This window comes from Curtobacterium caseinilyticum, assembly GCF_030363035.1.
Lineage (GTDB): Bacteria > Actinomycetota > Actinomycetes > Actinomycetales > Microbacteriaceae > Curtobacterium > Curtobacterium caseinilyticum.
On record NZ_JAUCMN010000004.1, the window covers coordinates 1 to 25,998 of the forward strand.

Genomic DNA, 25,998 nt, shown 5'->3' on the forward strand with positions numbered 1-25,998 from the left:
CTAAGCCTCTCAGCGCCGATGGTACTGCAAGGGGGACCTTGTGGGAGAGTAGGACGCCGCCGGACTCAAACATTGCACCACCAGGAAACCCCTGACCAACACTGGTCAGGGGTTTTCTGCGTTCGCGGGCGTTCTGAACGGGACCGCGGCAGTATGATCGGCCGACGACGAAGGAGAGCGATGACCGATCACCTCGAGGTCGCGCTCCCGGAGCCGGGAGCGGTCTGGCCCGTGCTGACCGATGCCACTCGTGCCGCACTGCGCGAGATCCTCGTGCACGGGGTGCTGTCCCGCGCTGAGATCGCTCGGGCGCTGGGATTGTCGCGCGCGAGCCTGACGCGTGCTGTCCGGACGCTGCAGGAGCACGGGTTCGTCACCGAGGTCGGCACGGGTGTCCGCGGTGCGACCGGTCGGCCCTCCGAGCTCCTGCGAGCCAGCACTGGTGCGTGGGAGTTCCTCGGGATCAAGCTCACGCCGGAGCGCCTCTACGCTGCCGTGACGGACCTCGGCGGACGGGTCGTCGCACTGCACGAGGAGGCGCTGCGCGACACCGACCCCGAGGCGCTGGTCGGACAGGTGGCCGAGGTCGTCCAGGGTCTGCGTCGGGCATCGCCGGCGATCTGTGCACTCGGCGTGTCCGTCCCCGGTGACGTCGTCACGCGCGACGGTGTCACGGTGGTCGAGGTGTCGCAGTTCCTCGGCTGGCGGGACGTGCCGCTCTCCGGGCTGCTCGAGGAACGGACTGGGCTCGCGACGCACACCGCGAACGACGTGGACGCCCTGACCGCGAAGGAACACTGGATCGGTGCCGGCGCCGGAGTGCGATCGATGGCGCTGGTGACGGTGGGGACGGGCGTCGGCTTCGGCCTCGTCACGAACGGCGAGGTCTCGGAGGGCTCCCACGGGCGCTTCGGTCGCGTCGGGCACCTCCCGGTGTACGGCGGTGGCCCCGACTGCGGCGTGGGGCACCACGGGTGCGTCTCGAGCTACCTGCCGAGTTCGATCATCGCGCAGAACGCCGGAGCGGGGGACGACGCCTACGACGAGGTGGTCGAGCGTGCGCGGAACGGGGACCCGCGGGCGCTGCAGGCCTTCCGGGATGCCGGCACGGCCCTGGGTGTGCTGCTCTCGTCGGTCGTGACCCTCGTCGACCCGGAGTCGATCGTCCTGACGGGTGACGGGCTCCCGGTGTACGACATCGCGCGGGCCGAGGTGGACGCCGCGTTCCGGCGGGGCCTGCGCCCGTACGAGGCGGCGGTGACGGTCGTCGTGCAGCCGTTCGAGTTCTCCGAGTGGGCGCGTGCGGCCGCGGTGCTGGCCATCCGACGGTCCCTCCGGTACTGATCGGCACGGCCCGCGCGAGTGCTTAGTTACACGAGTTGACAAAGGCCGCCGGCGAACGGGATGCTGGTCGTGTCCACCGTCGAAGGAGATGTCGTGACCGCTGCCCGTTCCGTGCCCTGGCCCACCGAGGGGCTGTCCTTCGGAGGTGACTACAGTCCCGAGCAGTGGCCGCGCGAGGTGTGGGACGAGGACGTCCGCCTCATGCGCGAAGCCGGGGTGAACCTGGTCACCGTCGGGGTGTTCTCGTGGGCGTTGCTCGAGCGATCGCCGGGGGAGTACACCTGGGCGTGGCTGGACGAGGTGCTGGACCTGCTGCACGCCAACGGCATCGCGGTCGACCTGGCCACGCCGACGGCTGCCCCGCCGAACTGGCTGCTCACGGCGCACCCCGAGGTGCTGCCGGTGGACGCCACCGAACGGCGCGAGCGCCCCGGCGGTCGCCTCGGCTGGTGCCCGGCGTCCCCGGTGTTCCGCGAGCACGCCCTGCGCATCGTCGACGCGATCGCCGAGCGGTACGGCAAGCACCCCGCCGTGCGGCTGTGGCACGTCAGCAACGAGCTCGGCGGCGGCAACGGCCGCTGCTTCTGCGAGGTGTCGGCAGCGGACTTCCGGCGCTGGGTCCGCGAGCGGTACACCGACGTCGACGCGGCGAACGCGGCGTGGGGCACGGCCTTCTGGGGGCACACGTACACGTCGTTCGACGAGGTCTCGCCGCCGCGCGGGGTGGGCGGTGCGCCGAACCCGGGGCTCGCACTCGACTTCGAGCGGTACTCCTCGGACGCCCTGCTCGCGCACTTCACCGCCGAGCGCACGGTCATCGAGCGGCACTCGGACGTCCCGGTCACCACGAACTTCATGGTCGGTGCCGGCTCGCAGGTCGTCGACTACGCCGAGTGGGCGCAGCACGTCGCGATCCCGGCGAACGACCACTACACGCTGGTGGACGACCCGGACCGGGCCGAGGACCTCGCGGTGTCGGCCGACCGGATGCGCGGCATCGCCCGGGGTCGCACGCCGTGGCTGCTCATGGAGCACTCGACCGGCGGCCCGAGCTGGCAGCAGCGCAACCGCGCGAAGGAGCCCGGCGAGCTGATCCGCAACTCCCTCGCGCACGTCGCACGCGGGTCGGACGGGGCGCTGTTCTTCCAGTGGCGCGCCTCGACCGCGGGAGCCGAGCAGTTCCACTCCGCGATGGTCCCGCACGCCGGCACCCGCACCCGGGTCTGGCGCGAGGTCTGCACCCTCGGCCGTGCGCTCGAGGCGCTCGCCCCGGTGCAGGGCGCACCCGTCGAAGCCGCCCGGGTCGCGATCGTCGTGGACGAGGCGTCGGGCTGGGCACTGCAGGCCGGGCTCAAGCCGCACCGAGGACTGCGGTACGGGCACGAGGTCCGGGCGTGGCACACCGCGTTCTGGCGTCGGCAGGTCACCACGGACGTGGTCCCGCTCGACGCCGACCTGACCGGGTACGACGTGGTCGTCCTGCCGACGTTGTTCGTCGTCGACGCGGCCTCGGCAGCGCGCATCAGCGCCGTGGTCGACCGCGGCGCGACCCTGCTCGTCACCTACGCCTCGGGCATCGTCGACGAGACCGCGCGGGTGCTGACCGGTGGCTACCCGGGTGCCTTCCGCGAGGTGCTCGGTGTCTGGGCGGAGGAGTTCGTCCCGCTGCAGCGTGACCAGCACGCGCGGCTCGACGACGGCACGGTGGTCACCGACTGGGCGGAGGACCTCGTGGTCGAGGACGCCGACGTCGTGCTCCGGCACGTCGACGGCCCGCTCGCCGGTCGCCCGGCGGTCACCCGCCGCGCCGCCGGCGGCGGCGCCTGGTACGTCTCCGCGATGCTCGACCAGGACGGCGTGCAGCGGATCGTGGACCGGGTCGTCGAGGAGCGGGCGGTCCCGCGGACGGTCACCGCGCCTCCCGGCCTGGAGGCGGTGCGTCGCGTCCGCGACGACGGTTCCGGTGTCCTGTTCCTGCTCAACCACCGCGATGACGACGTGACGGTCGTCGCGTCCGGCACGGACCTGCTCGACGGCTCCGGGCAGGGCCCGGAGACCGTCGTGTCCGCCGGTGGCGTCCGCGTGCTGCTCGAGGCGGCGACGGCATGACCGTCGTGGAGCGCGACGTCGCGCCCACCGGGCTGCCGGAGCGGACCGTGCTCGTGCTGCGTGGCGGCGGCGTCGGACTGGTGCTCGCGACGCGGCCGGACGGGCTGCCCGAGGTGCTGCACTGGGGGCGGGACACCGGCGCGGTGTCGGCGTCGGACGCGGAGGACCTCGTGCTCGCGCAGGACCGTGCGGTCTCGCCGAGCGCCTACGACGCCGCGTGGCCGCTGACGCTGCTGCCCACCGAGCACGACGGGTGGGAGGGGCGGCCCGGGATCGCCGGGCAGGTCGGCGGACGACCGCTCGTGCCGGTGTGGCGGGACGTCACGGTGTCCGAGGCCGAGGCCGAGGGCGCACTCGTCGTCGACGCGGTGTCGGACGAGCTGACGCTGTCGCTCGTCCTCGCCCTCGACGCCGCCGGCGTGCTCCGGGTGCGACCGACGGTCACCAACACCGGTGCCGAGGACGTCGAGCTGGCCGCGCTCGAGGCCGTGCTGCCGGTGGGGGAGCGTGCTGCGGAGGTGCTCGACCTCGCCGGCAAGTGGACGCGCGAGCGGACCCCGCAGCGGCGGGCCCTGACCGACGGCGTGCACGTGCGCGAGAGCCGCCGCGGTCGCACGGGCCACGACGCCCCGACCCTGACGATCCTCGGCACGGCCGGCTTCGACGACGCGCTCGGCGAGCTGTGGGCGGTACACCCGGCCTGGAGCGCGGACACCGTGCACCGCATCGACCGGTTGGCGGAGGCCCGGACCCTGCTCGGCGCGGGCGAACTGCTGCGGGCGGGCGAGGTGGTCCTCCGACCGGCGGAGGTGTTCACGGCACCCGAGACGGTCTTCGTGTGGAGCGACACCGGACTCGACGGGCTGTCGGCTCGGCTGCACGACTCGTTGCGCGCGCGGCCCGGGCACCCCGTGACGCCCCGGCCGGTGGTCCTCAACACGTGGGAGGCGGTGTACTTCCGGCAGGAGCTGGAGCCGCTGCTCGAACTGGCCCGGGCTGCGGCGGACGTCGGCGTCGAGCGGTTCGTGCTCGACGACGGGTGGTTCACCGGTCGCCGCTCGGACACGACGTCGCTCGGCGACTGGACGGTCGACGCCGAGGTCTGGCCGGACGGGCTCGGCCCGCTGGTCGACGGGGTCCGGGCCCTCGGGATGGACTTCGGGCTCTGGTTCGAGCCGGAGTGCGTCAGCCCGGTCTCGGCCCTCGCCGAGGCGCACCCGGACTGGTTCCTGCAGGACCCCGACCAGGCGCGGACCTGGCGGCACGAGTACACGCTCGACTTCGCGCGCGCCGAGGTCCGCGCGCACGTGCTCGAGCGGATGTCCGCCGTGATCGAGGAGCGCCACGTCGACTTCGTGAAGTGGGACCAGAACCGCGATGTCGTGCAGACAGTGCACGCCGGACGGGTCGGCCTCGGTGCCCACACCCGTGGGGTGTACGCGGTGATGGACGAACTGCGCCGACGGCACCCGTGGTTGGAGATCGAGGCCTGTGCCTCCGGCGGCGCCCGGGTCGACCTCGGCGTGCTCGAGCGGACCGACCGGGTGTGGGCCTCCGACTCGAACGACGCGATGGAACGCCTGGCGATCCAGCGGTGGACGGAGCTGCTGCTGCCGCCGGAGCTCATCGGCTCGCACGTCGGTCCCGAGGTCGCCCACACCACCGGCCGGCACCTCGACCTGGACTTCCGGATGGCGGTGTCGCTGTTCGGCAGCGCCGGCATCGAGACCGACGTCACCCGCTGCACACCCGCCGAGCGCGACCGGCTGCGGGAGTGGACGGCGCTGTACAAGCGGGAGCGCGGGCTGCTGCACTCCGGGCGGGTGCACCACGTCGACCTCGGTGACCCGGGCCTCGCGACGACGGTGGTCGTCGGCACCGACCAGGACCGAGCCCTCGCGCGGGTCGTGCGGAGCGAGACCGGGCCGCGGGCGCTCGCGGTGCCACTGCGCTTCCGCGGGCTCGACCGCCGTCGGCGCTACCGGGTGGCCCCGGTGACCGGACTACGGGTGCCGAAGGGCGTCGACGTCACCCGGACGCCGTGGCTCGAGCGGGGGAGCGTCGAGCTGCCCGGAGCGGTGCTCGAGGACCTCGGGGTCCGGCTGCCGTCGCTCGCGCCCGGCACCGCCCTCGTGCTCGAGGCACAGGCGGTCTGAGCCGCGGTTCCCCTCCGGGGGCTGCCGAGGCTCGGCCATGCGGACACCTTCGCGGTCCAGGACCGCGAAGGTGTCCGCGTGCGCGAGCCTCGGGACGATGCGGCCGTCTGCGGCCGCCCCTCAGGGGAGCAGGTCGCCGGCGTGCCGCAGGACGAGCGGGCCGGTGAGCCCCTCGGCGTCGATGCCGGGTGCGCGGGTGACCGTGACGGTGACGTGCTCGCCGGGCAGCAGGGACACCAGGCCGTCGTCGACCCGGGCGGTCGACACGAGCCGGTCCGGGAAGAGCGACAGGTCGCGGACGTACCCGCTCGCCGTCACCGTGACCCGGGCGCCGTCGTCGGTCGCCTCCACCTCGGTCGTGAACGGTCGGCGTGCGAGTCGCTGGTCCACCACCTCGGCGAGGTCGTGCACCCGCCGACCGGAGGACGTGCCGGTGACGACGAGGACCTCGCCGGCGGGGTCCTCCGACCGGGCGACCTCGACCGGCAGCGGCACCCGGACCGCGTCCACCGGGGCGACCGTCACGGACGTGCTCGTCGACGCGAGGACCGTGCCGTCGAACGACCGCCGCTCGACGACGAGGTCGTCCGTGACCACACCGGCGCCGGCGTTCACGACGACGACCTCGGTGCCGGTACCGTCCTCCGACGGCTGGACGGTGGCGAGGACCGGACGGTAGGCCTGCCGGACCGCGTACCAGACCGGCTTGCGGTGCCCGGCGTGGTCGACGAGCGCCCACGAGACCACGGGCCAGTCGTCGTTCAGCTGCCAGACGACCATCCCGGTGTTGTCCGGCGTGCGGGACCGGAACCAGTCCATGCCGAACCGGATCGCGTGCGCCTGGTTGAGCTGCGCCGCCCAGTGCCAGTCCTCGATGCTGCGCGGCTCGGGCAGGTGTCCGCGCATGCCGTCGGCGAGCTTCCGGTTGCCCTCGTGCGCCTTCTGGTGGACGAGCATCTCGTGGCCGTCGGGGTCGAGGGGCTCGTCGTGCACCACGGCGGTGAGTGTCGACCAGGCCGGCGGCCCCTGGTACCCGAACTCGGCGACGAACCGGGGGCGCCAGTCGGCGTACGCGGTGTAGTCCTTCGTGTTCCAGACGTCCCAGATGTGCACGGTGCCGTTGCGGTCGTCGTTCGGGTGCAGGTACTCGTCGAACGAGAACGGGGACCCGGGCGTGTACGGCCTGGTCGGGTCGAGTTCGGCGACGACCGCGGGCAGCAGGGAGCGGTAGTAGCCGTTGCCCCACGTGCGCCCGACGAGCGACGGTCGCCAGCCCCACTCGGCGTAGGCGACGAGGTTCTCGTTGTTGCCGTTCCAGACGACGAGCGACGGGTGCGGGCTGAGCCGGGTGACCGCCTCGCGGACCTCGGGCTCGACCTCGTCCGCGAGCCAGGGCTCCTCGGCGTAGGCGGCGCAGGCGAAGAGGAAGTCCTGCCACACGAGCACGCCGAGCTCGTCGCAGCGGTCGTACAGGTCGTCGGACTCGTAGATCCCGCCGCCCCAGACCCGGAGCAGGTTGACGTTCGCCTCGATCGCGTCGTCGATCCGCTCGGCGTAGCGCTCGGGCGTCATCTCGGTCAGGTACGCGTGGTCCGGGATCCAGTTCGCCCCGCGGACGATCACGGGCTCGTCGTTCACCCGGAGCAGGAACGGCGCACCGCCGGCGTCGGCAGCGGTGTCGAGCGTGACCGTCCGGAAGCCGACGCGCCCGGTCCAGACGTCGTCGCCGACCTCGACGCGGACGTCGTACAGCGGCTGCTCGCCGTGGCCGCGCGGCCACCAGACCGCGACGTCGGGCAGCTCGAGGCGGACCGCGGCGGACCCGGCCGCGCGACCACCGGTGACGGGACGCGACCCCGTCACGGACGTGCCGTGACCGGAGACGGTGGTGCGCGCCTCCAGGCCGGTGCCGGTGGTGCCCTCGACCACGGGAGCCGAGCCGATGTGCTGGCGGTACTCGCCGCTGGTACCGGCGTGCTCGACGTCGACGTGGGCGTTGAGCACGCCGGTGGTGCCGTCGACGTCGACGAGGGGACGGACCGCGGCGATGCGGACACCGCTCCACGACTCGATGCCGATCGAGCGCCAGACACCGCTCGTCGCGACGTCGACGCCCCAGTCCCAGCCGAAGTTCGACGCGTTCTTGCGGAGCGCGTTGTACGGGTGGTGGTTCACGTGGGGGAGCTCCCCGCCGTGCTGTTCCGACAGTCGGACGGCGGCGGGCACCGGCGCGTCGAAGGTGACCACGAGTTCGTTCTCCCCCGGTCGGAGGAGGTGCCCGACGGGGAAGCGGTACGAGCGGTGCTGGTTCGCGGTCGTCGCGATGACGATGCCGTTCAGCTCGATGGTGGCGAGGGTGTCGAGCCCCTCGGCCACGAGGTCGTGGCGCGCCTCGGTGCGGGCGTCGTCCCAGGTGAAGGTCCGGCGGTAGCGCCACACCGTGTCGCCGATCCACTGCGTCGCCGCCTCGCCGTCACCGTCGAACGGGTCCGGGATCCGCCCCGCGCGCAGGAGGTCGGTGTGCACGCATCCCGGCACCACCGCCTCGATTGGGGTTCGGAACGGCTCGGACTCCGCCGGTCCGGTCACCGCCTCGAGGGTCCAGGGGCCGTCCAGTGTCGTGCGCTCCATCGCGCCTCCTCAGATCGTCGTGCGAATGCTTGACCGGGTTAGTTTAGCCGTGTAACAATCGCCGTCAACGAACTGGACTGCGACGGAGCAGACCGAGAGGACAACGATGTCAGTACTCAACCGTTCACGGCGGCTCGCCATCGCAGCCGCGGCCATCGTCACCACCGCCGGGCTCGCCCTGACCGGCTGCAGCTCGAGCGGGACCGCGGCGTCGTCCGACTCCGCGAGCACCCTCGTCGCCTACACCGGACAGTCCGGCGACTACCAGATCAACTTCAACCCGTGGTCGCCGTCGAACATCGGTGGCATCGGGACCATCTACGAGGGCCTGTTCTTCGTCACGAACGTCAACACGGCGGACCCGAAGCCGCTCCTCGGCACGAGCTACGAGTGGAACGCCGACGGCACGCAGCTCACCATCGAGCTCCGTGACGACGTGCAGTGGAGCGACGGCAAGCCCTTCACGTCGAAGGACGTCGTGTTCACCCTCGACATGCTCAAGGAGAACAAGTCGCTCAACTCCATCGGGTACACCGGCACCGCGAAGGCGGAGGGCGACGCGAAGGTCGTCGTCTCGTTCGACGAGCCGTCGTTCGTGCTCGGCCCGAACCTGCTCGGCAAGACCTGGATCGTGCCCGAGCACCTGTGGAAGGACGTCGACCCCGCCACCGACGTGATGCGCGAGCCCGTCGGCACCGGCCCGTACACGCTCGGCAACTTCAAGGCCCAGGCGTTCACCCTCACGGCGAACAAGGACTACTGGGGTGGCGCGCCGGCCGTGAAGACGGTCCGCTACCTGTCGCTCTCCGGCAACACCGCCGGCGCCGACGCGCTCAAGCAGGGCTCGATCGACTGGCAGACCGGCCCCGTCCCGAACATGGACGACATCAAGGGCAACTACCCGGGCTACGACGGGATCACCATCGGGCAGAACCAGATGGCCCTCATCACCTGCGCGAACACCGACCTCGGGTGCTCCGGACCGCAGACCGACCCCGCCGTCCGCCACGCCGTCGCCGACGCGATCAACCGCAAGCAGCTCAACTCGCTGGCGTTCTCGAACACCGCGAGCGACATCTCCCCGACCTTCGCGCTGACCACCACGCAGAAGGACATGATCTCGAAGGACGTGTCGCCGGCCGTGATGCCGGACGACGCCGACACCGACGCGGCCGCCTCGACGCTCGAGGGCGCCGGGTGGAAGAAGGGCTCCGACGGCATCTACGCCAAGGACGGGCAGAAGCTGTCGCTGACCGTCGAGGTCGTCACCGGCTGGACCGACTACATCACCGCCATCGACACGATGACCCAGCAGCTCAAGGCCGCCGGCATCGAGCTCAAGGCGCAGCAGTCGTCGTGGAACGAGTGGACCGACAAGAAGACCAAGGGCCAGTTCCAGCTCGCGATCGACTCGCTCGGCCAGGGCCCGACCGCGAACCCGTACTACCTGTACAACAACAACCTCGCCACGTCGAACACCGCGAAGGTCGGTGAGGCCGCCGCGACGAACCTGTCCCGCTACAGCAACCCCGACGTCGACGCAGCGCTCGCGAAGCTCAAGGCGATCAACCCCGAGGACACGGCGGCCACCCAGCCCGAACTCGACGCGATCCAGCAGCACCTCGTCGAGGACATGCCGTACATCCCGATCCTCACCGGCGGCACGACGAGCGAGGTGCACACCGCCAAGTTCACCGGCTGGCCGACCCAGGACGACCTGTACGCGTTCCCGGCGATCTGGGCCAGCCCGGACAACGCCGAGGTGTTCAAGGCCCTGAAGCCCGTCAAGGGCTGACGGCGAACCGCGACCGAGGAGCACTCGTATGCAGTACTTCCTGCGCAAGATCGGCTTCTACGTCGTCGCTCTCTGGGCGGCGCTGACGCTGAACTTCATCATCCCCAGGCTCCTGCCCGGGAACCCGGTGGACATCCTGCTCGCCAAGCTCCAGCAGCGCGGCGGGCAGGTGACCCCGGAGACCAGGGAGGCGTACCAGCTGCTCCTCGGTGGCGACTCCTCGCAGCCGCTCATCGCGCAGTACGGGCAGTACCTCGGCAACGTGTTCCGCGGTGACCTCGGGGTGTCGGTGAGCTACTTCCCGGCACCCGTCACCGAGGTCATCGGAAGCTCGCTGCCCTGGACCATCGCCCTGGTCGGGATCGCCACGGTCCTGGCCGCCGTGATCGGCGTCGCCCTCGGCGCCTTCGTCGGGTGGAAGCCCGGCACCTGGCTCGACTCGTTCGTGCCGGCCACCACGCTGCTGGCCGCGGTGCCGTACTTCTGGCTCGCGCTCATCCTGGTGTACTGCTTCGCCACCGGACTCCACCTGTTCCCGGCCCAGGGCGGCTACGACGTCGTCCTCGACCCCGGGTTCAACGGCCCGTTCCTCATGTCGGCGCTCGAGTACGGCGTGCTGCCGGCGGCGACGATCGTGCTCGCCTCGCTCGGCGGATGGCTGCTCGGCATGCGCAACATGATGGTGTCGACGCTGTCCGAGGACTACATCACCACGGCGCTCGCGAAGGGCCTGCCGCCGGGCAAGGTGCTCCGCAACTACGCCGCCCGCAACGCCGTGCTGCCGTCCGTGGCCGGGTTCGCGATCTCGCTCGGGTTCATCGTCTCCGGGTCGGTCGTCACCGAGCAGGTGTTCTCGTACCCGGGCATCGGGTCGAAGCTCCTGTCCGCCGTCACGAACAACGACTACGCGCTCATGCAGGGCATCTTCCTGTTCATCACCCTCGCCGTGCTCGGCGCGAACCTCGTCGTCGACCTGCTGTACGGGCTCATCGACCCGCGCACCCGGGCCCGGAGCTAGGAGGACACGACCGTGACCAACATCCAAGAGGACACCGAACCCACCGTCGGCGCGCTCGCCGGGGAGACCGACGGCGCCTCCACCCACAGCATCGCGACGGCCCGCTCCGCTCGCCGGACCGGTGGTCTGCGCCGGTTCCTGCCGACCATGACCCCGTGGCTCGTCACCGGCATCGTGCTCATCCTCGGCGTCACCGCGTTCGGGCTGCTCGGCCCGTTCCTGGTCGGCGACCCGAACGCGATCCGCGACTCCGGGATGCAGGCGCCGAGCGGGGAGAACCTGCTCGGCACCACCCAGACCGGCCAGGACGTCCTCGCGCAGCTGGCGTTCGCGACCCGTGGCAGCCTGCAGATCGGGCTCATCGTCGGGGTGCTCGCGACGGTGCTGTCGGCCTTCTTCGGCATCCTCGGCGCGTACCTCGGCGGCGTCATGGACGAGGCGTTCTCGCTGTTCTCGAACGTCTTCCTCGTGATCCCCGGCCTGCCGCTCGTCATCGTCATCTCGGGCCTCGTCCCGCAGGAGGCACGCGGGCTCTGGACGATCGCGATCGTCCTGGCGATCACGTCGTGGGCCGGGTCCGCTCGGGTGCTCCGCGCGCAGACGATGTCGATCCGCAACCGGGACTACGTGTCCGCCGCCCGGGTCGCCGGCGAGCGACCGTGGCGGGTCATCGCGGTGGAGATCCTGCCGAACCTGCTGCCGGTGCTCGCCTCGCAGTTCGTGTTCGCGGTGATCGCCGCGATCCTCGGCGAGGCCGGCCTGTCCTTCCTGGGCCTCGGGGCGTCGAACTCGTCGACGCTCGGCACGATGCTCTTCTACGCGCAGAACGGCTTCGCGCTCGCGCAGGGCGCCTGGTGGTGGTTCGTGCCGCCGGGGCTGCTCATCGCGCTGCTCGGCATGGGCCTGTCCCTCGTCAACTTCTCGATCGACGAGGTCATCAACCCGCGACTCGCGAACGTGCGCGCCCAGCGACGACGTGAGCGGCAGGCGCGGCGCACGGCTCGCCGCTCGTCCGGCCCTGGAGGCGCGGCTCACTCCACGCAGACCGCCACCGACCGGAAGGGGGTCACCCGATGACCCGGGACGCCGTCCTCACCATCGACCACCTCGACGTCGTCTACGAGACCGAGCGCCCGGTGCACGCCGTCAAGGACGTCTCGCTCACGCTCGCACCGGGGGAGATCCTCGGGCTCGCGGGGGAGTCCGGCTGCGGCAAGACGACGCTCGCCTACGCCATCACCCGGCTGCACAAGCCGCCGGCGAAGGTCGCGTCCGGCAGCATCACCTTCCACGACCGGGACGGCAGCGACGTCGACCTGCTCGGACTGAGCGACGAACGACTCCGCGCGGTCCGCTGGTCGAAGCTGTCCATGGTGTTCCAGGGGGCGATGAACGCACTCAACCCGGTCACCACGATCCGGGCGCAGCTCGACGACGCGCTCGTCGAGCACCGGAAGGGCATGCCGAAGAAGGAGCGGCGGGCGATCGCCGAGGACGCCCTGCGTCGCGTCGGCGTCGACCCGGCACGCATCACCGCCTACCCGCACGAGCTGTCCGGCGGCATGCGGCAGCGCGTCATGATCGCGATGGCGATGCTGCTCGAGCCGCAGGTGATGATCATGGACGAGCCGACCACCGCGCTCGACGTGGTCGTGCAGCGGGAGATCCTGCGCGAGATCGTCCGGCTGCGGGACGAGCTCGGTTTCGCGGTCGTGTTCATCACGCACGACCTGCCCCTGCTGCTCGAGATCAGCGACCGGATCGCGATCATGCTCCGCGGGGAGGTCGTGGAGTGCGACACCGCCGCGCGCATCCAGCACGAGCCGCAGCACCCCTACACGCAGCGCCTGCTGCGCTCGTTCCCGAGCCTGTCCGGCGCCCGCGGCGACTTCATCCGCACGGGCACCGGCTTCGAGGAGGTCGCATCGTGACCAGCGTCACCGTCACCAACCTGACCAAGGACTTCCACGTCCGCAAGGGCCTGCGCCGGAACACGCTCCGGGCCGTCGACGACGTGTCCTTCGAACTGCTGCCCGGTCGGACCGTCGCACTCGTGGGGGAGTCCGGCTCGGGCAAGTCCACGATCGCGCGGATGCTCGCCAAGCTCGAGTCCGTGACGAGCGGCTCGATCGACGTCCGGCTCGAGGACGGCACGCCCGTCGTCGGCAGCATGTACCGCCGGCACGTGCAGATGGTGTTCCAGGACCCGTTCGCGTCGCTCAACCCGTTCCACTCGATCGAGCACCACATCGCGCGGCCGCTGCAGCTGCACCACCGGACCCGCGGGGCCGAGGAGACCCGGGAGCGCGTCCGCGAACTGCTCGACCGGGTGAACCTCGACGAGGACTTCGCCGAGCGCCGTCCGCACGAGCTGTCCGGCGGGCAGCGGCAGCGCGTCGCGATCGCCCGCGCGCTGGCACCCGGCGCGCAGGTGCTCGTGGCCGACGAGCCGGTGTCGATGCTCGACGTGTCGATCCGGCTCAGCGTGCTCAACCTGATGGGCCGGTTGCAGCGCGAGGACCACCTCGCCGTGCTCTACATCACGCACGACCTGGCGACCGCGCGGCACTTCTCCGACGAGATCCTCGTGCTCTACCGCGGCCGCGTGGTGGAGCGTGGGCCGTCGGACGCCGTCATCCTCGACCCGCACCACGACTACACGCGGCTGCTCGCCGACGCGGCGCCGGATCCGGAGCGGGTCGACCGACGCGTCACCGCGGGGCCGGTCGTCGACCGGTCGGCGATCGACAACACCACGTGCTACGACCACGGCCTCGGCGCCTGGGTGGACGCGCCCGCCGCTCCGGTGGGGGCGCGGTGACCGACGAGGTGGTCGGTGGCCCGGAACGTCCGGCATCGGTCGACTGGGCGACGTCCTCGTTCGCCGCGCGCTTCCGGACTGCGCCGGACAGCCCGGTGGCGCTCGTGTCGTTCGTCCGGACGGGGGACCCCCTCGCCGACGGCGAGCCAGACCCACAGCCGCTCGCCGACGGTCCGCCGGACCCGCAGCCGCTCGTCGAGCTGACGACCATCGGGCACGGGCGCTTCCCGGGCGGGTACCGGCACGTGGACACCACGATCGGTGCCCGGCTGCGGTACGTCTGCCACGACACGGAGCCGCACCCGGGCGGCTCGCCGACCGACGTGACGGGCGACGGCGACCCTGCCGCAGCGGTGGACGGGACCGACCTGTGGTTCCGGATCGTCCAGGAGGACGCGACCACGGGCCTCCGGACCGTCTCGGTCTTCCGCGCGCGGGACGGGGTTGCGGCGTTCCAGACCTGGACCGTGGTGTCCGCGACCGCCGGCCGGCACGTCCTCGACGCGGTGTCGTCGTTCACGACCGGGGCCTTCAGCGTCGACTCCGGGGCCGATGTCGACGACATGACGCTCCTGCACGCGGACAACGACTGGGCAGCCGAGAGCCGCTGGCGGACCGACCCGCTGCGCGAGATCGGCCTCGCCCGCATCGACCGCGACGCGCAGCACCACCCGCCGCGAAGCCGCGCCGTCGTGCAGAACCGCGGATCGTGGTCCACCGGCGAGGCACTGCCGATCGGGGTGCTCAGCACGCCCGGGTACGCGCTCGTCTGGCAAGTTGAGCACGACGGGCCGTGGCTGTACGAGCTCGGCGAGACGCGGCGCCACGCGTACCTGTTGTGCAGCGGACCCACCGACCAGGAACACCAGTGGACCGCGGTCGTCACGCCCGACGCGCCCGTCACCTCGGTGCCGGTGTCGGTCGGCATCGCCCGGTCGGTTGACGATGCGTTCGGTGTGCTCACGGCGCAGCGGCGCGCTCGCCGGGTCCTCCGACCGGTGGACCAGGACCTGCCGCTCGTCTTCAACGACTACATGAACACGCTCATGGGCGACCCGACCACGGCGAAGCTGCTGCCGCTGATCGACGCCGCGGCGGACACCGGCGCCGACGTCTTCTGCATCGACGCCGGCTGGTACGCCGAGGGGCACTGGTGGGACACGGTCGGCGAGTGGGAGCCCGCGGCCTCGCGGTTCCCGGGCGGCCTCGAGCTCGTGCTCGACCACATCCGTGCTCGGGGCATGCAGCCCGGGCTGTGGCTCGAACCCGAGGTCATCGGGATCCACTCACCGCTCGCGTCGACCCTGCCCGACGACGCCTTCGTGCAGCACCACGGCGTGCGCGTCGCGGAGCACGGGCGACACCTGCTCGACCTGCGCTCTCCAGCCGCGCGGGAGCACCTCGACGCGGTCGCCGACCGACTGTTCGGGACGCTCGGGGTGACGTTCTGCAAGATGGACTGCAACACCATGACCGGGCCGTTCCCGGGCATGCTCGAGCACCAGCGGGCACTGCTCGCATGGCTCGACGGCGTGCAGGCGCGCTTCCCGCGGCTGCTCGTCGAGAACTGTGCCTCTGGAGCCATGCGCGCGGACGCGGCGATGCTGTCCCGGCTGCACCTGCAGTCCACGTCCGACCAGCAGGACCCGGTGCTGTCGGCGACGATCGCCGCCGCGGCGCCTGCGGCCATGCTGCCCGAGCAGGCCGGGAACTGGGCGTACCCGGCGCCGTCGATGTCGCCGGACCTGTTCGCGCTGTCGCTCGTCAACGGGGTGCTCGGACGGATGTACCTGTCCGGCCACCTGAACGAGATGTCCGCCGAGCAGCGTGCCGTCGTCGACGCCGCGGTCGCCGCGCACCGCGAGGTGCTCGGCATCGTGGGGTCCGCGGTGCCGGTCTGGCCGCTCGGACTGCCCGCATGGGAGGACCCGTGGGTCTCGCTCGGGCTCGCCGTGCCGGGCGGCGACCTGTACCTGACGGTGTGGTCGCTGCCGGGCGGGCCCGCGTCGGTGTCGATCCCGCTGCCCGCGCGCACCGGGCAGCCGGTGTCGGTGACGCCGCTCTTCCCGACCGACCTCGGCTCGTGGGAGGTCTCGTGGGAGCCGAGCGTCGGGGTGCTGCACGTCGGGGACGGCGGCACCACCCCGACGGCCAGGGTGTTCCGTGTCCGGACCGAGGGGGCGGACACGGAGCGTTGAGGGGACGCGCGTCGGATGGCAGCCGGCGCGGGTCGACGGACGGGAGGCGCGGTGCGGGCAGGCACCGGGCCTCCCATCCGGCCGGGCGCGAGCGTCCGTGGTGTCGGTCCGGTGCGGTCCATCCCCGCCCGGCACGACTTCCAGCAGACGAGCGGTCGCAAGCCGCTGGTCGGCGGCTTCGCGGGGGAGCAGCTCGAGCCGGAGCAGCGCCTGTGGTCAGAGCAGGCCGAGCTCCATCGCGCGGGTGACCGCTCGGGTGCGGTCGTTCACGCCGAGCTTCTCGAACACGTGCCCGAGGTGCGTCTTGACGGTCGTCTCGCTCAGGAACAGCGCACGCCCGATCGCGGGGTTCGACCCGCCCTGCGCGACGAGCTGCAGGACCTCGAGCTCGCGCGGGGACAGCGTCGGGCCGGCAGGGGCCTTCGCGGCGGCCCGGCGGACGAGGGCCGCGGCAGCCGAGGGCGCGAGGGCGGTCTCCCCGCGGGCAGTAGCACGGAGGCCTGCGAGGATCTCCGACTTCGGGGCCGCCTTGAGCAGGTAGCCGGACGCCCCCGCCTCGATCGCGGCGAGGATCTGGTCGTCGGACTCGTACGTGGTGAGGATGAGCACCCGGATGCCGGGCTCGCGCGCCAGGATGCGCGTTGTCGCCTCGTCGCCGTCGATGCCCGGCATGCGCAGGTCCATGAGCACGACGTCGGGCCGCTCGGCGAGGACGGTCGCCACCGCGCCTTCGCCGTCGCTCGCCTGCCCGACCACCTCCACGTCGTCGGCGTCCTGCAGCAGCGCGACGATGCCCGCGCGGACGATCGGGTGGTCGTCCGCGACCACGACCCGGATCACCGGCTCACCGCCGCGACGGGCGCGGACCCGCCCGGGAGGCGCGGCTCGGCACCGGTGGGCACGGTCGCCTCGACGACGGTGCCGGTTCCGGGCGTGGACGTCACCGCGCAGGTCCCACCGGCCAGGGCGAGCCGGTCGCGCAGGCCGCGCAGACCGTGGCCCGCGGTCGGGACGGACGCGTCGAAGCCGACGCCGTCGTCCTCGACACGGAGACCGACCCGTGCACCGTCCACGTGCAGTGCGACCTGCGCCGCGGTGGCGCGGGCGTGCGCCCGGACGTTCGCCAGGGCCTCCTGACCGACGCGGAGCAGCACCACCTGCGTGTCGCGGTCGAGCGGGCAGTCGGGTGCGTCGACGATCACGGGGATGCCGGTCTCGCGGGTGAAGCGTTCGCCCAGGCGGTGGAGTGCCGCGCCGAGGCCGTCGCTCGCGACGCCGGCGGCGCCGGCCGCGACGAGGGTCCGCGAGTCCTCGAGCGCGGTGCGGGCGGATTCCTCGAGCACGGCGAGGCGGTCCCCGAGGCGGTCGACGCGGTCGGCGGCGAGGTCGCCCCGCGCACGTTCGGTGAGCATGACGATGCCGGCGAGGTCCTGTGCGACGGTGTCGTGGAGCTCACGAGCGAGCCGTTCGCGCTCGCTCGTGACCCCGGCGGAGCGGTGGGCCTCGGCCAGGGAGTCCTGCGTGGCGCGGAGCTCGTCGAGCAGGCGCCGTCGTTCCTCGGCGAGGGTGGCCACACGCGTCATCCAGATGCCCATCGCGCACGAGCCGACGACGCTGACGGTCTCGATGAGCACCGTGCCCGTCAGCTCCCCGGGGCCGCCGGACACCTGCAGGCCCGCCGCGCTGAGGAGTCCCACGACGCCGGAGAGCAGGACGGCGTTCCGCACCCGTTCGACCTGGCACCAGACGAGCGGGAAGACGATGCACTGCACGAACGCGGTGGTCGGGGCGACGGCGGGGAGCACGAACGCGACGGCGAGTGCGATCGGCAGGAACGCCCTCGCCGCCCGCGGGACGTCGTAGCCGCGCCAGCCGTACGCCGCGTACGTCACGGTGAGGACGGCCAGGGCGAGGAACGCCGGCCAGCGGGTCGGCCACGGGGACCAGCCCACGACGGCGATGACGGCCGTGAGGGCGACGGTCGCCGCGAAGAACGCGTGCAGCCACGCGTTGCGGCTCGCGGTGATCGGGACGTCGTCCATGTCCTCAGCATCCCATCGACCGTGGTCCCAGCGGGGGTTCTCCACAGGCACGGTCAGGAGTCCCGACGGTTCCACCGGAACGTGAGGAGGCAGGCGACCGCGCCGACGACCAGCCATGCTGCCAGGACGAGGGCCCCGAGCCCGAGGTGCCACGTGCCTCCCGGCTCGGCGGACGCGAACGCGTCCGGCAGGAACACCGAGCGCATGCCCGACGCCATCCAGCGGAGCGGGAAGACCCCGGCGATCGTCTGCAGCCAGTCCGGGAGCTGCGTGAAGGGGAGGTACACACCGGAGATGAACTGCAGGACGAGCACGATCGGCACGATGGTGGCCGTGGCGCGGCGGCCCTCGCGGGGGAGCGCCGAGACGGCGATTCCGAGCACGCACGCCGTCGCGACGCCGAGCAGCATCAGGCCGGCGAACCGCGCCCACGCGCCGCCGTCGGTCGGCAGGTCGACGCCGAAGACCGTGCTCGCGACCACGAGGAGCAGGGCGGTCTGCGCGATCGACGTCACGAGGACCATGCCGATCTTGCCGGTGAAGTAGCTCAGGACGGGGAGCGGGGTGCCGCCGAGGCGCTTCAGCGTACCGTCGCTGCGCTCGCCGGCGATGTCGACGCCCAGCGCCTGGGTGCCGGACAGCAGGAACCCGGTCGCGACCAGGCCGGGCAGGTAGTAGGTGGCGTAGTCGACGCTGGCGCCGGGCCCGGCCTGGATGTCGGGTGAGCTGCCGAACGCGACCGAGAACAGCGCCAGCATGATGACCGGGAAGAGGAAGGTGAAGAAGACGGCGTCGGGGGCCCGGAGGTAGGAGCGGACCTCGTAGCCGATGCGGTGCAGGCCGAGTGTTGCGGCGTTCATGCGGCGTCCTCCGTGACGTGCTGCTGGGTGTGCTGCGCGCTGTGCTCGGCGATCATCGCCAGGTAGACGTCCTCGAGCGCGGGGCGGATCACCTCGAGGTCGTGCATCGGGTCCGTCGTGCTCCGGACGAGTGCGGCCGGGTCGGACGTCCGTCGCTCGTGGACGGCCCCGCCGTCGTCGCGCCACCGGACGACCGGGGTCCGTGCTGCGGCCCCGCCGATCTGGTCGATGGGGGCGATGTCGATCAGGGTGCCGTCGGCGATGACCGCCGCCCGGTCCGCCAGGTGCGCGGCCTCGTCGAGGTAGTGCGTCGTGAGCAGGATCGTCGTGCCCCCGCGCTTCACGTCGTCGATGAGCTCCCAGAACTGCCGGCGGGCCTCGGGGTCGAAGCCGGTGGTCGGCTCGTCGAGGAAGAGCACCTCGGGTCGGCCGATGATCCCGAGCGCGACGTCGACCCGTCGGCGCTGCCCGCCGGAGAGCCGGCTGATGCGGATGTTGCGCTGGGCCTCGAGGCCGGTGGCGGCGAGGAGCTCGTCGACCGGGCGACTGCGCGGGTACAGGTGGCGGAAGTGCCGCAGCTGCTCGGCGACGGTGACGTTCGGGGATTCCCCGCTGGTCTGCAGGACGACACCGATGCGGGCGTTGTGGCTGCGGCTCGTGCGCGCGGGGTCGTGCCCCAGGACCCGGACGTCTCCGCCGGTGCGGGATCGGAAGCCCTCGAGGATCTCGACCGTGGTGGACTTGCCGGCGCCGTTCGGTCCGAGGAGCGCGAAGGTCTCGCCGGGGTCGATGGTGAAGGACACGTCGTCGACGGCGCGCGTGCCGTCCGGGTACTGCTTCGTCAGGTGCTCGACGACGATGGCGGGTGTGGTGGACATGCGTCCAGCCTCGCGGGAGGCTTCGGGGAGCGGATCGGGGGAGCGGGCGAAGCCGCATCCTCCGATCGGAGGATGCGGTCCCCCCACAGGGACCGACCCGCGTGACCAGACCCCAGTGAGCCCCAGACCCGCGTGGGCTCCGGACCCGAGCGGGCGTCGTGTGACGGCGTGCGACGGCGGAGGGGAGACGCGGGGCGGGCTGGCGCGGTGCATCCCGTCCGTCAGGTTCCGAGAGCTGCCCGCAGGTACGGCGCGGTCCTGCTGTCGGGCGACGCGGCGGCCTCCGCCGGCGTTCCGGTCGCGACCACGCGGCCGCCCTGGTCGCCGCCCGCCGGACCCATGTCGACGACGTGGTCGGCCTGGGCGACGACCGACATCACGTGCTCGACCACGACGACGGTGTTGCCCGCGTCGGTGAGTCGCTGGAGCTGCGCGGTGAGGAGCTCGACGTCGGCCGGGTGCAGCCCGGTGGTCGGCTCGTCGAGCAGGTAGAGCGTGTGCCCGCTCCGCGCGCGCTGGAGTTCGGTGGCGAGCTTGATGCGCTGCGCCTCGCCGCCGGACAGCTCCGGCGCGGGCTGCCCGAGCCGCAGGTAGCCGAGGCCGACGCTCCGCAGGGCGTCCAGCGCGCGGGCGGCGGCGGGGAGGTCCGCCAGGGCCTCCGCAGCATCGTCGACGGTCATGCCGAGGACGTCGGCGATGGTCGCCCCGGCCCGCCGGACCTCGAGCGTCTCGGCGTTGTAGCGGGCGCCGTGGCACTCGGGGCAGGGTGCCCAGCTGCCGGGCAGGAAGAGGAGTTCGACGGAGACGGAGCCCTCGCCCTGGCACACCTCGCAGCGGCCGCCCTCGACGTTGAACGAGAAGCGCCCGGCGGTCCAGCCGCGCTCCCGGGCGTCCTCGGTGGCGGCGAAGGCCTGGCGGACGGCGTCGAACATGCCCGTGTACGTCGCGAGGTTCGATCGTGGCGTGCGGCCGATCGGCTTCTGGTCGACCTCGACCACCCGGCTGATGAGCGGGTGCGCGGTCGCCACCGCGGGCAGGACCCCGCCGACGAGCGAGGACTTGCCGGAGCCGGAGACCCCGGTGACGGCGGTCATCACACCGAGGGGGAGGTCGACGTCGAGGCCGTTGCCGTCCTCACCGCGCAGGTTGTGCAGCGTCAGGTCTCGGAGCTCGAGCGTGCCGACGGGTTCGCGCTCTTCGTGCTCGACGGGTGAGGTCCGGGGCTGGAGGTACCGCCGCGTCACGCTCTCGGTCACGTCGGCGAGGCCCTCGGGCGGACCGCTGTAGAGCACTCGTCCGCCGCCGGAACCGGCACCCGGACCGACGTCCACGATCCAGTCCGCCCGCCGGACGATGTCCATGTCGTGCTCGACGACGAAGACGCTGTTGCCGCTCGCGCGGAGGTCGTCGAGCACCTGGACGAGCGACTCGGCGTCCGCCGGGTGCAGCCCCGCGCTCGGCTCGTCGAGCACGTACACGACGCCGAACAACCCCGACCGGAGCTGGGTCGCGATGCGGAGGCGCTGCGTCTCGCCGGGGGAGAGCGTCGGCGTCGCCCGGTCGAGCCCGAGGTAGCCGAGCCCGAGGCCGGTCAGGACCTCGACGCGGGCGAGCAGGTCCGCGGCGATCGACTTCGCCACCTCCGACCGTTCGCCGGAGGTGACCCTGCTCTGCGCGGGCGACGGGTCGGTCAGCAACGCCGCGGGGCGCAGGACCTCGGCAACCTCGGACAGCGGCAGCGCGTTGAGGTCGGCGATCGACAGCCCGCCGAACGTCACCGCGAGGGCCGCCCGGGTCAGACCCGAGCCGTGGCACAGCTGGCACGGGCCGGACTCGACGAAGCGCATCGCCTTGTTCCGCTGCGTCTCGCTCTGCGAGTCGGCGAGCGTGTGCAGCGTGTACTGGCGGGCACTCCAGAACCGTCCCTTGTACGGCTTCGCCACCCGGTCGCGCTTCGGGTGGACCTCGACGACGGGCTGCTCCTCGGTGAAGAGGAGCCAGTCGCGGTCCTCCTGCGGCAGCTCCCGCCACGGCCGCTCGATGTCGTAACCGAGGACCGCCGTCACGTCGCGGAGGTTCTTGCCCTGCCACGCGCCGGGCCATGCGGTGATCGCGCCGTCGCGGATCGACAGCGACGGGTCGTGCACCGCCGAGGCCTCCGTCACCTCGTGCGCCGTGCCGAGACCGTGGCACCGGGGGCACGCACCAACCGCGGTGTTCGGGGAGAACGAGTCGGAGTACAGCTGCTCGGCACCCGCGGGGTAGGTGCCGGCGCGGGAGTAGAGCATGCGGACCGAGTTGCTCAGCGTCGTCAGGGTGCCGACGGTCGAGCGGGTGCTCGGGGCACCGCGACGCTGCTGCAGGGCGACGGCCGGGGGCAGACCCTCGATCGAGTCGACGTGCGGGGTGCTGCCCTGGGCGATGAGGCGTCTGGCGTACGGGGCGACGGACTCGAGGAAGCGACGCTGCGCCTCGGCGAAGACCGTGCCGAACGCGAGGCTCGACTTGCCGGAGCCCGAGACACCCGTGAAGGCGACGATGCGGTCGCGGGGAATGTCCGCGTAGACGTCCTGCAGGTTGTGCTCGCGCGCGCCGCGGACGCGGATGAAGCCTTCGGCCGGGATGGTGTGGTCCATGGGGTCGTGCGGGGCGGGCATTCGTTCGAGCGTAGGCGCTGCGGCTGGGTGCAGAACGACGGGTCGGAGGAGTCGCGTCGTCCGGTCCTACGCTGGTCCGGTGGTGTCGCTGCAGCCTGCGATGCCGGAACAGGGGGATCGCCGTGCTCGACGCCGTGACTACTGCGTGGGAGTCGTGGTGGTGGCTCTGCCTCGCCTCGGACGCGACCGTCCTCTGGCTCTTCTGCATGGCTCTGGTGTTCGGGGCGTCGGCCGGGCCGTTGTCGAGCGATGGCGAGCTGACCTCGCTCGAGCGACTTGCGCAGCACGGTGCGAGGGTCCGTGGGAGCGAGTTCGACCCTCGTCGGAAAGCGGTCAGTGTCGGTGCCGAGACCGCCGCCCTCATCGAGCGGTTCGAACCACGGACGAAGCAGCTCTGGCGGGTGAACCGAGGAGTGTTCCTGCCTGCTCGCTTCCTCGCGCTGTCCGCCTTCCTGGTCGGAGCGGCCCAGCTCCTCTTCACGCTGCTCGCCTTCCTCCCGCGGTTCCCGAGCACGTCGTGGGTCTTCATCTCCGTGAGTGTCCTGGCTGTGGACCTGATCTGCGGCATCGCCGTCCTGATGGCCGAACGTCGACGGTGGCGACGTCGCGCGCCCTTCGAGTTGCTCCTCACGCGCGCGGTGCTGCAAGCGATCCAGACGACCGGGAGCGCACTGACCTGGACCGTGGCGCGCGACCGGTTGGCCACGATAGAGCAGGTGCTGAACGAGCGCTTCGAGCGGGTCAGAGACCGACCGTTGACAGCTCCCGGTCGTGACCTCGAGTGGCACCGTCGCGTCAGACCGTGGGCAGAGGGGCTCGCCAAGATCGACCTGCAGCTCCAAGCACCGGACGAACGACCGGCGGACATCCTCAGCGCACAGGTCGAGAACGTCGTCCGCGCGATCCAGCGTCCAGCACGGCGGACCCGAGACGGCTCCGCAGCCGCTCCTCCAGGAGCGAGCCCGCGACTCGACCCGCAGGCCCGTCTCGCGTGGACACTCCTGCTCTTCGTCAGCGTCCTGGCGGCCTTCTTCGCCGGGTTGGGCACACTGGAGCTCCTGCTCACCGACCGGAACCAGTTGCCCTCCGCCGAGGACCTGAGTGCCGCGCTCTCCTTCATCGGGCCGATGGTGACGACACTCGCAGCGATCTTCGGTGGACTCGCGTGGGTGCGGAGACGGCTGGCTGCTCCTCGGTGACCTGACCGCTGTCGGGTGACGCTCGAGGCCGACGGACGGACGGGTCTCGTCCCGGGACGGCTGGGTGGCGACCGGCGTGGCGGACCGGGGCCGCGCCTCCCGGCGGTCGGTACTGTGGGACACGGGGATCGGGGGGAACGATGGACGACGACATCGCGTGGGTGCCGCCGAAGCGGCACAACGGCATCGGGTGGATCGTGGCGAGCGGGCTGCTGCTGCCCGCCGGGTGGGTCGCGTGGTTGCTCGTCGCGCTCGCCGGCTACAGCGGCACCGGTGCCTCACACCAGTCGCTCGCGGCTCAGACGACGGGGAGTGCCGTCGTGACACTCGTGTGCGCGGGCGTGCCGATCGCTGGAGCGGTGCTGCTGCTCCTGCGGCGGCGACAGGACCGGTCGGTGACCCTGGTCGGGCCCGTCGGGTGCATCGTGTTCGCGGTCCTCGCGGCCGGGACCCTCGGGTACCCGACTGCGCGCGTGGCGCAGAGCTGGGCGGCGGAGGAGCACCGGCGAGCACAGCCACTCACGGCGCTCGAGACGAGCCGGACGCAGGCGCAAGCCGAGGCGGATCTGGCGGAGATCGGCGGGCGGGCGGTGCGCGCACTCGGCGAGGACGTGCGCGCCGGGAAGGCCCAGGTGTACACACGCGACTGCCCGCTGTCGAACCTGCAGCGGGGGACGGAGTACTCGTGGAACTGGTCCGTGACCTCCGTGCCCGAGGACGATCCGCGCTCGGATGCAGAGCGCGAGGCCGACGAACTGCCCGCTGCCGAGGTCGCGCGCCGGATGGCGCCGGTACGCGAGGTGTTCCGCGACGCCGGACTCCGTGACGCGGACCCGTACGGTTGGGACCTCCGCGGCCTCGGCGACGGCTGGTTGACGGAGGCGTACGCCGGGGTGACGAAGGTCTCGGGCGACGTGTCGCTCGAGACGACCTGCCTGGCTGGCGGGCCGGGCGACGGTATCGACGATGAGTGAGTCGTCCACGTCCGGCAAGCAGCAGCGGCGAGCCCCGGTCGGGGTGTGGGTCGCCCTCGCCGTGGCGGGAGTGTGCGCCGTGTACGAGGTGCTCGCGGGCGCCCTCGTCGAGTGGACCGGGCTCGGCTTCGTGCCGCTGCTGCTCGTGCCGCCGCTGTACATCGTGGCGATCCTGCTGCTGGTGTGGGTCGGTCAGCAGGGGATCCGCACGGCGAGGACGCTGGCGATCGTCGTCGGCATCGTGCTCGCGGTGTCGCTGCCGATCGCGGTGCTCGTGGCGAGGGCGACGTGGGACTGACCGTGCGTGTTCGCTCCTGCAACGTCCGCTGAGTCCGTGGATCCGGCCGCGGGTAGACCGGGAAGTATGAAGGTCGTCGGAGTCGAAACGTTCGGAGGGCCCGAAGCCCTCGCCGTCCACGAGATCCCGGAGCCGCACGCCGGCGAGGGCACCGTCCGCATCCGGGTGCAGGCGTTCGCGGTCAACCCCACCGACACCGGGGTGCGCGCGGGGCAGCGTGATTCGTCGGAGGCGTTGCCGCCCTACGTGCCGGGCATGGACGCAGCCGGGGTGATCGACGAGGTCGGCGACGGCGTCGAGGGCTGGCAGGTCGGCGACCAGGTGATGGCGATGGCGCTCCCGCTGTCGGAACACGGCGGCGCGTACGTCGAGCACCTCGTCGCGCCGGTCGGGTCCTTCACGAGGATCCCGGCGGGCCTGTCGATCGAGGAGGCCGCGACCGTGCCGATGAACGGCCTGACCGCGCTGCAGATCCTCGCGCGTGCAGGGCTGTCCGAGGGCGACACCCTCGCCGTCACCGGAGCCGCCGGCCTGCTCGGGAACTACGTCGTGCAACTCGCGAAGCAGCGGGGCATCACGGTCGTCGCGGACGCAGCGCCGAAGGACGAGGACCTCGTGCGCTCCCTCGGGCCGGACCACATGGTGCGGCGCGGGGACGGATTCGCGGCAGCCGTGCGCGGGATCGTGCCGGACGGGGTCGACGCGCTCGCCGACGCCGCGGTGCAGCGGGACGAGGTCGTCGACGCGGTGCGGGACGGCGGGTTCTTCGCCGACGTGCGGGGCTGGGAGGGCAACGGCGCTCGGGGCATCCGGTTCGAGCGGATCATGGTGTTCTCGGAGTACACGTCGTTCGACCTGCTCGAGGAGCTGCGGCAGGCGGTGGAGGACGGGATCCTCGTGCCGCGGGTCGCCGAGGTGCTGCCCGCGGAGCGGGCGTCGGAGGCGCACGAGCGGCTCGAGGCGGGCGGAACGCGGGGGCGGTTCGTGCTCACTTGGTGAGTGCGGGTCGCTTCGGCGA

The 25,998-nt window shown here is 72.2% G+C and carries 19 protein-coding genes and 1 rRNA gene; 14 read left to right on the forward strand and 6 right to left on the reverse strand.

Going from position 1 to position 25,998, the window contains the following annotated elements; genetic code table 11:
• The 4 genes from rrf to QUG93_RS06750 form a co-directional block, all read left to right on the forward strand.
• Positions 1-65, forward strand: a 5S ribosomal RNA gene (rrf, locus tag QUG93_RS16045); the annotation flags it as partial.
• A 115-nt stretch (positions 66-180) separates the two neighbouring features.
• On the forward strand, positions 181-1,344 hold the full coding sequence (locus tag QUG93_RS06740; protein ID WP_289473157.1) for an ROK family transcriptional regulator: 1,164 nt from the start codon (positions 181-183) through the stop codon (positions 1,342-1,344).
• A gap of 93 nt (positions 1,345-1,437) precedes the next feature.
• A complete protein-coding gene (locus tag QUG93_RS06745) occupies positions 1,438-3,453 on the forward strand; it encodes a beta-galactosidase (protein WP_289473158.1) in 2,016 nt (671 codons plus the stop codon).
• The gene (locus tag QUG93_RS06750; protein ID WP_289473159.1) at positions 3,450-5,609 is read left to right on the forward strand and encodes an alpha-galactosidase; all 2,160 of its coding nucleotides are present in this window, start codon (positions 3,450-3,452) and stop codon (positions 5,607-5,609) included. Before QUG93_RS06745 ends, QUG93_RS06750 begins: the two co-directional genes overlap by 4 nt.
• Positions 5,610-5,729: 120 nt before the next feature.
• Here QUG93_RS06750 and QUG93_RS06755 read toward each other — a convergent pair whose 3' ends face one another.
• Positions 5,730-8,240: a glycoside hydrolase family 2 protein gene (locus QUG93_RS06755; RefSeq protein WP_434533087.1), complete on the reverse strand. Its 2,511-nt coding sequence runs from the start codon at positions 8,238-8,240 to the stop codon at positions 5,730-5,732.
• 106 nt (positions 8,241-8,346) lie between these two features.
• Here QUG93_RS06755 and QUG93_RS06760 point away from each other — a divergent pair, with 106 nt between their 5' ends.
• From QUG93_RS06760 to QUG93_RS06785, 6 genes are read left to right on the forward strand one after another with little or no spacing between them, the layout of a single operon-like run.
• On the forward strand, positions 8,347-10,035 hold the full coding sequence (locus tag QUG93_RS06760) for an ABC transporter substrate-binding protein (RefSeq protein ID WP_289473161.1): 1,689 nt from the start codon (positions 8,347-8,349) through the stop codon (positions 10,033-10,035).
• 28 nt (positions 10,036-10,063) lie between these two features.
• Complete coding sequence (locus tag QUG93_RS06765) at positions 10,064-11,053, forward strand: ABC transporter permease (protein WP_289473162.1); 990 nt, start codon at positions 10,064-10,066, stop codon at positions 11,051-11,053.
• A 12-nt stretch (positions 11,054-11,065) separates the two neighbouring features.
• On the forward strand, positions 11,066-12,130 hold the full coding sequence (locus QUG93_RS06770; RefSeq protein ID WP_289473163.1) for an ABC transporter permease: 1,065 nt from the start codon (positions 11,066-11,068) through the stop codon (positions 12,128-12,130).
• Positions 12,127-12,984 (forward strand): ABC transporter ATP-binding protein, encoded by an 858-nt coding sequence (locus tag QUG93_RS06775; RefSeq protein ID WP_289473164.1) that lies wholly within the window; start codon positions 12,127-12,129, stop codon positions 12,982-12,984. Before QUG93_RS06770 ends, QUG93_RS06775 begins: the two co-directional genes overlap by 4 nt.
• Entirely contained in the window at positions 12,981-13,874 is an 894-nt protein-coding gene (locus QUG93_RS06780; RefSeq protein ID WP_289473165.1) for an ABC transporter ATP-binding protein, read from the forward strand. The genes QUG93_RS06775 and QUG93_RS06780 overlap by 4 nt, the downstream gene beginning before the upstream one ends.
• On the forward strand, positions 13,871-16,072 hold the full coding sequence (locus QUG93_RS06785; RefSeq protein ID WP_289473166.1) for a glycoside hydrolase family 36 protein: 2,202 nt from the start codon (positions 13,871-13,873) through the stop codon (positions 16,070-16,072). The genes QUG93_RS06780 and QUG93_RS06785 overlap by 4 nt, the downstream gene beginning before the upstream one ends.
• 216 nt (positions 16,073-16,288) lie before the next feature.
• Here the strand turns inward: QUG93_RS06785 and QUG93_RS06790 are convergent, their stop codons facing one another.
• The 5 genes from QUG93_RS06790 to QUG93_RS06810 all read right to left on the reverse strand — a co-directional run bounded on the left by QUG93_RS06790 (position 16,289) and on the right by QUG93_RS06810 (position 22,509).
• Positions 16,289-16,912 carry a response regulator transcription factor gene (locus tag QUG93_RS06790; RefSeq protein WP_289473167.1) on the reverse strand — a complete coding sequence of 208 codons (624 nt, stop codon included), beginning with the start codon at positions 16,910-16,912 and terminating at the stop codon, positions 16,289-16,291.
• A complete protein-coding gene (locus QUG93_RS06795; protein ID WP_289473168.1) occupies positions 16,909-18,114 on the reverse strand; it encodes a sensor histidine kinase in 1,206 nt (401 codons plus the stop codon). The genes QUG93_RS06790 and QUG93_RS06795 overlap by 4 nt, the downstream gene beginning before the upstream one ends.
• Positions 18,115-18,167: 53 nt before the next feature.
• Entirely contained in the window at positions 18,168-18,974 is an 807-nt protein-coding gene (locus QUG93_RS06800; RefSeq protein ID WP_289473169.1) for an ABC transporter permease, read from the reverse strand.
• A complete protein-coding gene (locus QUG93_RS06805) occupies positions 18,971-19,852 on the reverse strand; it encodes an ABC transporter ATP-binding protein (protein ID WP_289473170.1) in 882 nt (293 codons plus the stop codon). The genes QUG93_RS06800 and QUG93_RS06805 overlap by 4 nt, the downstream gene beginning before the upstream one ends.
• 221 nt (positions 19,853-20,073) lie before the next feature.
• Positions 20,074-22,509, reverse strand: a complete 2,436-nt coding sequence (locus QUG93_RS06810; RefSeq protein WP_289473171.1) for an ATP-binding cassette domain-containing protein — start codon at positions 22,507-22,509, stop codon at positions 20,074-20,076.
• A 122-nt stretch (positions 22,510-22,631) separates the two neighbouring features.
• Between QUG93_RS06810 and QUG93_RS06815 the strand changes: the two genes are divergently transcribed.
• The 4 genes from QUG93_RS06815 (at position 22,632) to QUG93_RS06830 (ending at position 25,979) form a co-directional block, all read left to right on the forward strand.
• On the forward strand, positions 22,632-23,708 hold the full coding sequence (locus QUG93_RS06815; RefSeq protein ID WP_289473172.1) for a hypothetical protein: 1,077 nt from the start codon (positions 22,632-22,634) through the stop codon (positions 23,706-23,708).
• Positions 23,709-23,848: 140 nt separating this feature from the next.
• Positions 23,849-24,682 carry a hypothetical protein gene (locus QUG93_RS06820; protein ID WP_289473173.1) on the forward strand — a complete coding sequence of 278 codons (834 nt, stop codon included), beginning with the start codon at positions 23,849-23,851 and terminating at the stop codon, positions 24,680-24,682.
• Positions 24,675-24,980, forward strand: coding sequence for a hypothetical protein (locus QUG93_RS06825; protein ID WP_289473174.1), 306 nt, complete (start codon positions 24,675-24,677; stop codon positions 24,978-24,980). Before QUG93_RS06820 ends, QUG93_RS06825 begins: the two co-directional genes overlap by 8 nt.
• Before the next feature lie 66 nt (positions 24,981-25,046).
• Positions 25,047-25,979, forward strand: coding sequence for an NADP-dependent oxidoreductase (locus QUG93_RS06830; RefSeq protein ID WP_289473175.1), 933 nt, complete (start codon positions 25,047-25,049; stop codon positions 25,977-25,979).
• The last annotated feature ends 19 nt before the right edge of the window (positions 25,980-25,998 follow it).